This is a genomic window from Aeromicrobium sp. CF3.5 (assembly GCF_051262695.1).
Taxonomy (GTDB): domain Bacteria; phylum Actinomycetota; class Actinomycetes; order Propionibacteriales; family Nocardioidaceae; genus Aeromicrobium.
The window spans coordinates 1-5,981 of record NZ_JBIMEZ010000018.1 but is presented as its reverse complement, the minus strand read 5'-3'; the positions used below and the strand labels follow the sequence as shown (position 1 = coordinate 5,981).

The following is a 5,981-nucleotide window of genomic DNA, read 5'->3' as shown; positions in this document are numbered from 1 at the left end:
CGCTGGAGGCCTTGCTCCCGCGCGGCGCGCTTCTCACTTGCGAACAGATCCATCAGGGTTGCGGGCTCATCTCGCTCCCTCGCGTCAGGAGCCGACAATCGATAACGAGATCCAGCTGATCAGTGACGGGGACGGCTTGGCGGTCATCGGTGACGCCGCGGAAGTCGAACGGTTCCTCGTCTCCGAGGGTTTGAAGTCGAGGAATCTCGGGCTGCCTCGGCTCGCCAAAGTTCTCAGCACTGGATCTGGCGGAGCGCAGGTCGGTTCGGAGGTCGCCGCAGCATCTGGACGCTGGGTGAAGTTGACCGAGGAATCAGCGGAGGCGGTAAAGAAGTACGGGTTGCGTGAGAACTCCAAGACCGGCGTCAGCACGGGTGTTGTGAAGGGTAAGAAGGGACAGGTCCGGGGATTCGTCGAGTTCACGAAGAGCCCGCGGTCACTGCTCACCAACCAGCACTCCTGGCTGGCGCTGCAGGGATCATGGCGCAGGCAGCCCTGCAGCAGAGCATGGATGAGATCACCGACTATCTCGCGCTCATCGACCAGAAGGTTGACGACGTCCTGCGCGCACAGAAGGACGCCGTCATCGCCGACATGATCGGCGTCGATCTCGTCCTGGAAGAGGCCATGGCCCTGCGTGAGCACAGCGGTCGGGTCAACGAAGTGACGTGGTCGAAAGCCCAGGCCACCTCGGCGACAGTGGCGAGGACGCAGGCATACGCTCTGCGCCAGCTAGATGCCATCGCGGAGAGGTTGTTGGAGAGCAAGTCGAAGGTCGGCGACCTTGCCGATGCGGCCCGCGATACTCAGTCGAAGGCGCAGGAATGGTTCGCAGTCCTTGCGCGGTGTTTTCAGCTGCAGGATGCGATTGCCGTGCTGGAACTTGACCGGGTGCTCGACGCAGTTCCAGAAGATCTCGACGCTCACCGGCTCGGCCTGAGGGCTGCTCGCCTAAAGCGGCTGGACATCATCTCGCGGAGCACCAACCAGCTGATGGCCCGCATGAACGCAGCCGCAGGGATAGCCAACACGAAGGTCCTCTTTCATCCGAGACAGTCTCCGGCCATCGTGCAGTCGACCAACCAGGTTGCGATCGCCGTTGACTACTTTCACGGACGTCTCGGGATCGAGCGTGGACAGCAGTCGCTCGAAGCAAGGCCATGGAAGCGCGCGGCGTCGGACGTGCGGTCAAAGGCCTTTGAGAATGGAACAGACGGTGTCGATGCTGCTCGACGTTTCCGTAACGATTCGATCGGCCGAGCCAAGTCAGCGAAAGGCAAGCTCTCCGGCCGAATCTCCGCGCGGACACGTCAGCGGCAAGACCAAGCCGACAGCGAAGGCGGCGGCTCGGATTGACCTGGTCCGAGAACAACACCAGCGCCTCGTCCACGACTTCAACACGCCAGCATTCGACCGCGGCTACTGGGCACCGTCTGACAACAGTCCTAGGGAGTCGGGCCCGTAGGAGCTCCAACCTCCGAGGTAGGGACGAAGATTCGCGGCCGTCGTCTTGATTGGTTCCGGCATCGCAAGTTCGGAGTGAATGGGTTGAGCGACCCGATGTACCTGGCTGTCAAATCGAGCCACTCCCGCGCCGCTGACCGTTCATCGATGTCGGTCGTCGCAGCGATTCGCTCAGAGAATGACCTTGCCCTCGCGAGTGGAGCGCTCGGTCAGGATAGTCAACCTGAATAGGCTCATCAGCCGTTCTCGGCGCAGATCCTCCAGACCGTGCGCTCGAGCCGGCTCGCGATCCTCATCGGCTAAGAATCGGCGCACCCCCTCGATGCCCGCCCTTTTGCAAAACTGAACCTGCCGGTACGGCGATCCAGAGAGCTGACAGCAGACTCCGCTCTGTCTCAGATGATCTAATTTGTCGGCCTGACTCTGAATCGCGAAATTTCAAGGTCGTCGCCGCCTTCGACCAACGATCGTGCGACGATGAGTGGCATGAGCGAGTCAAATGAGGGGCCCGAAAAGCAGTCACTACGAGGCGACGACCGCATTGACCTCAGCAAGTCGATCGAACATGGCGCGCAGATGATCTCCTCACCTCCGGCCGAAGACTCCGAGATTCCACAAGCCCTTATCGGTACCCCGACGGCACAGGATTCGACGACCTCATCTGACGACTAGCGTGCTTCCAACCGCAGCGGTGCCCGTACTCTTGTTGATCGGTTTGGTCCCGGGGTATTTCTACCTTCTGTGGACACGGGGCGTTCGTGACTCAAGCGCCAACGCATCGCCCCTCACATCTCTGCTCGAAGTGCTCGGCATAGGAATCGCTACCACCGGAGTTGTGATCGCGGCGGCCAGCTACTTTCGATCTACTGAAGTCGCGAATCTGGCCTCGCGAATTGGACGAGGCATCTGGGATCCTCAACTTGTTCGCGACCTATCAGCAAGCACAAGCCTCGTGATTGCTGGGTCAGTTGTCCTTGCTGGACTATTGGCATTCGGGACCCGCCTCGTACGACCAAAGCAGTACTACCCACGAATTTGGCAAGAGGTTCTCGCAGAGCGGAAAAGGGAACACACATTCGTGAGGGTCGACCTGACCGACGGCACGAGTTTCGCAGGTGCTCTCCATGGCAGCGACTTCTCGCTGGATGAAGGGAATCGCGATATCGTCCTGCGTTCACCAATTACTCGAATCGACGCAACCGGAACACCGGAAAAATCCCTTCTCCAACGGGTCGTCATCTCCGAGGTCCGAATTGAACTGCTGAGCGTCAGCTACGCAAAGAGACCGTCGCCGACTCGAAGGTGGCCTCGATTGCGGCTTTGACGAATGCGCGAATTTTGGCAGGAGCCGCGCTCGACGCACGCCGTGACACACCCAATCGCCTGGTCCAAACCCACCTTGCCTGGATCCCAGACGGTACTGTCGAACTGTGCGAGATCTTGAAATCCGAAAGGCACTCGATTCGCGGCTCAGATCTCGATTCGGAGACTCACCCGACACTCTGATCAGGCACGAAATGGGTGTATGTGCGGGGCGACGACGAGTCGATCTTGCGCTCATCAACGGTCATCTTGATGGTTGGGAGATCAAGAGTGACACCGACTCTTTGCGACGTCTTGACGGGCAAATTGAGGCGTACTCGTCGGTCATGGATCGCTCGTGGATCGTGGTGACACAACGTCACTTGGTCGCTGCGGAGCTTCGCCTCCCCGCGTGGTGGGGAGTCATGTTGGCGACCCACGACCGGCTTGAAAAAGTACAGTTGACTCAGCTGCGTCGCCCAAGACAAAGCCCGGTACTGGACTCGATGTCCATTGCGCAGCTTCTCTGGCGCGAAGAAGCGGTTGAGGTGCTTCGCGCCCACGGCCTGGCGCAGGGTTTGAGCGGCATGGCGCGTTGGTACGTATGGGATCGCCTGGCCTCATCAGTCAACCAGACGGACCTAAGAAAACTGGTTCGGACGCAACTCAGGGCTCGCCAAGACTGGCCAGGCGGTCGACAACCGTCGTGAAGTGATGGCTTGTCCCGTACGCGCGCCATTGTGTCGCTGACCCAGCTTTCGGGGTCGCCTCCGCCGCTTTCAACGCAATCTCGTTGTCTCCCCACGAGTAGGTTGCCCCCGACCAGGCTGAGTCCACCAGAACTTTCTTGCACAGATCGAAGAAGGATTCGTTGCCGGGGCGAGTCTTCGACTCCCGCCAAACTGCCCAATTGTGGCCATTCGTGTATCGAAGGTTCGGCAAAGGCCCCCGGCCTTGACCAGGCAACGCGGGGTGGTTCACCGCGTAGTCACCGAAATCGATCTGGTGACCCCGAGAAGTAAGTTCGCGCCACAGCGTCGCGTCGTACCGCGGCAGGTCGTGTCGACTACCGGGTGCCAGTCCACTGATGGAATCTGGAAATGCGCCGGCGCTCACCGTGATGGAGCGCCACGCGCCGACTGCACCGGCAGTACCGAGAAGCACTTCGAGTGAGGCAATCTGGGTTGCCGTTAGACCCTGAATCGACCCTAGATCGAGCACCAGGTCAATTTCCGAAATGGGCTGGCCGAGCGCGCTGCTCAGCGCCGACACATGCGAGGCGTCAAAACTGACCGTGCTGCCCAAGGTTTCGACACCGACCCGAAGTAGCAAGCCCTGGCCGTGATCAGCAGCGATTGTCGCCGCCGAAGAGAGCGCTGCCGCCGAGTCGTTCATCCGCGCCACTGGCACAACGCTCAAGCCAATTGATGCCAACTCCGTTGCCACATCCAGTGGGATGACCTTGCTGCCGTGGCTGTGCGGCAGGTGTCCAAAGTCGACACAAACCACCCCGTAGCCGGACAGGTAGGTCCCGAACTTCTGCATAGCCTTCGCTACTGCCACGACCGGGCCGTCATCGTCAGGACAGAGTTCAAGGATCGGTGTCAGACCTGCTTTCACCGCACCGGAGAGGTTGCCGAGAGCCTGCAGTTCTCCTGGTTTCGCCTTCAGGACTGGGCGGTAGTGACTCATAGGCCTCTACTTCTTGTCTCGCGGCGGGTTGGGATCGTTGCCAGGCGCGACAGTGTCCGAGTCACAAATAGCGCCATCGCGACCGTGAATCACGATCTCGCCACCACCCACGTTATGCACGATCTCGCGCGCGCGATCGATCGCGTCACTTTGCGTGTCACGGTGGGCGCTGGCTCGATCGGAGCCAGGGGCAACCACCTTCCAACCGCCAGCCGGGTCGGGTACAACATGCCGTTCGTTCCGATTCATCTCAGTTCCTCCTGCGCGCCGATTGCACTTCTCGAAATCCCGGTCTAGATTCGAACCGTGACGTTGAGGCTACCGCGATGATTCGACATCTGCAACCAGTTCCTACTTCCGAATATCTTGATGGGCTAGCGTGGGCAAATGAGTGATCGGGCCCATTTCGACGCCGAGGGCTTCTTCAGGGCGCTTGACGGCGTGCGAATTTCTCGCGGAGTGAATTGGAAGCAAGTCGCATCCGCAGCCAACATCAGCCAATCAACGCTTACGCGCCTAGCGCAAGGAAAGCGACCAGACGTTGACAGCCTTGCGGCTCTTCTTGGTTGGGCTGACCTTGATGCCAATGCGTTCGTAGGACGTCAGACGACGACAGCGCCTGACCCCGAACCGCTCGCGATGATTTCGACCTACCTTCGCGCAGACCGAAGCCTCTCACCTGAAGCCGCCGACGCCATTGACCGCGTCGTAAAGGCCACTTACGAGGCGTTGCGACATAGTTGAATCATGGTTCTCAGTTCTGGGTTTCGTCGAGAGGCTGAGGAACTGGCTGAAAACATTCGGGCTGAGATCGGCGTCGGGAACATTGCTGCCCTTGACCCGATGTCACTACTTCAACAACTTGAAGTTCCGGCAGTTTCACTAACCCAGCTCGCCGCAGTCAACGACGGCAAAGACCCGTTGCTATCGAAAGCGATCTCATTCCTTCTAGATGATGAGGCATCGAGCCTCTCGGCGGTCACGGTCTTTGGTCCGTCCGGTCGTCGGATGATTGTCTTCAACGAGGCACATTCTGAAGGACGCCAGAACAGCGACCTCCTTCATGAAGCAAGCCACGCGCTACTACTGCATCCGCCGTCACAAGCGATCGATGCCCTGGGTTGCCGCGCATGGAACGGCGAGATCGAAGAGGAAGCGCAGTTTCTAGCCGGCACACTGCTCGTGCCCGGAAAGGCTGTCAGGTACGCGGCGAAGGCTGGATGGTCACGCGAAAGCGTTGCGAAGCGATTCGGATGCTCGATACAGATGGTGTCCTGGCGAGACAACGTTGCGGGCGGCAAGCGACTTCGGGGTCGGCCGATCAGTTAACTGCGCTGAAAAGGTGGCAAGCGGCGATGTTCTTCATCCAGACGTCACCTAGCCGGATACCACGTCTTTCGGGTCTGGCAGCCAGCTGTCTAGGTTTGACCTCGAGAACACGCGCCAATAGAGCGATCACCCCGATCGACCCGTCAGATGAGGTGGTAGCCGACATCAACTATCGATCTTTACTACTGACCCAA

At 59.6% G+C, this 5,981-nt stretch carries 7 protein-coding genes; 5 read left to right on the top strand and 2 right to left on the bottom strand.

Annotated features, from left to right (window positions below):
* Positions 1-480: 480 nt before the first annotated feature.
* The 3 genes from ACHAA3_RS16715 (at position 481) to ACHAA3_RS16705 (ending at position 3,476) form a co-directional block, all read left to right on the top strand.
* Positions 481-1,356, top strand: a complete 876-nt coding sequence (locus tag ACHAA3_RS16715) for a hypothetical protein (RefSeq protein ID WP_435710228.1) — start codon at positions 481-483, stop codon at positions 1,354-1,356.
* Between the two features lie 781 nt (positions 1,357-2,137).
* Positions 2,138-2,788, top strand: a complete 651-nt coding sequence (locus ACHAA3_RS16710; RefSeq protein WP_435710227.1) for a DUF6338 family protein — start codon at positions 2,138-2,140, stop codon at positions 2,786-2,788.
* Positions 2,789-2,894: 106 nt separating this feature from the next.
* A complete protein-coding gene (locus tag ACHAA3_RS16705) occupies positions 2,895-3,476 on the top strand; it encodes a sce7726 family protein (protein ID WP_435710226.1) in 582 nt (193 codons plus the stop codon).
* On the opposite strand, the gene ACHAA3_RS16700 is transcribed toward ACHAA3_RS16705, so the two are convergent.
* Both ACHAA3_RS16700 and ACHAA3_RS16695 read right to left on the bottom strand, forming a co-directional pair.
* On the bottom strand, positions 3,433-4,458 hold the full coding sequence (locus tag ACHAA3_RS16700) for a beta family protein (RefSeq protein ID WP_435710225.1): 1,026 nt from the start codon (positions 4,456-4,458) through the stop codon (positions 3,433-3,435). The genes ACHAA3_RS16705 and ACHAA3_RS16700 overlap by 44 nt on opposite strands.
* A 6-nt stretch (positions 4,459-4,464) precedes the next feature.
* Positions 4,465-4,707, bottom strand: a complete 243-nt coding sequence (locus ACHAA3_RS16695; protein ID WP_435710224.1) for a DUF2188 domain-containing protein — start codon at positions 4,705-4,707, stop codon at positions 4,465-4,467.
* 138 nt (positions 4,708-4,845) lie between these two features.
* On the opposite strand from ACHAA3_RS16695, the gene ACHAA3_RS16690 reads away from it, so the two are divergent.
* On the top strand, positions 4,846-5,202 hold the full coding sequence (locus tag ACHAA3_RS16690; RefSeq protein WP_435710223.1) for a helix-turn-helix domain-containing protein: 357 nt from the start codon (positions 4,846-4,848) through the stop codon (positions 5,200-5,202).
* A 3-nt stretch (positions 5,203-5,205) separates the two neighbouring features.
* Positions 5,206-5,787, top strand: a complete 582-nt coding sequence (locus ACHAA3_RS16685) for an ImmA/IrrE family metallo-endopeptidase (RefSeq protein ID WP_435710222.1) — start codon at positions 5,206-5,208, stop codon at positions 5,785-5,787.
* The last annotated feature ends 194 nt before the right edge of the window (positions 5,788-5,981 follow it).

Bases quoted from the DNA above. Each gene is read 5' to 3' on its own strand.
- ACHAA3_RS16690 (WP_435710223.1), top strand. From the start codon at position 4,846: ATGAGTGATCGGGCCCATTTCGACGCCGAGGGCTTCTTCAGGGCGCTT.
- ACHAA3_RS16695 (WP_435710224.1), bottom strand. From the start codon at position 4,707: ATGAATCGGAACGAACGGCATGTTGTACCCGACCCGGCTGGCGGTTGG.
- ACHAA3_RS16685 (WP_435710222.1), top strand. From the start codon at position 5,206: ATGGTTCTCAGTTCTGGGTTTCGTCGAGAGGCTGAGGAACTGGCTGAA.
- ACHAA3_RS16715 (WP_435710228.1), top strand. From the start codon at position 481: ATGGCGCAGGCAGCCCTGCAGCAGAGCATGGATGAGATCACCGACTAT.
- ACHAA3_RS16700 (WP_435710225.1), bottom strand. From the start codon at position 4,458: ATGAGTCACTACCGCCCAGTCCTGAAGGCGAAACCAGGAGAACTGCAG.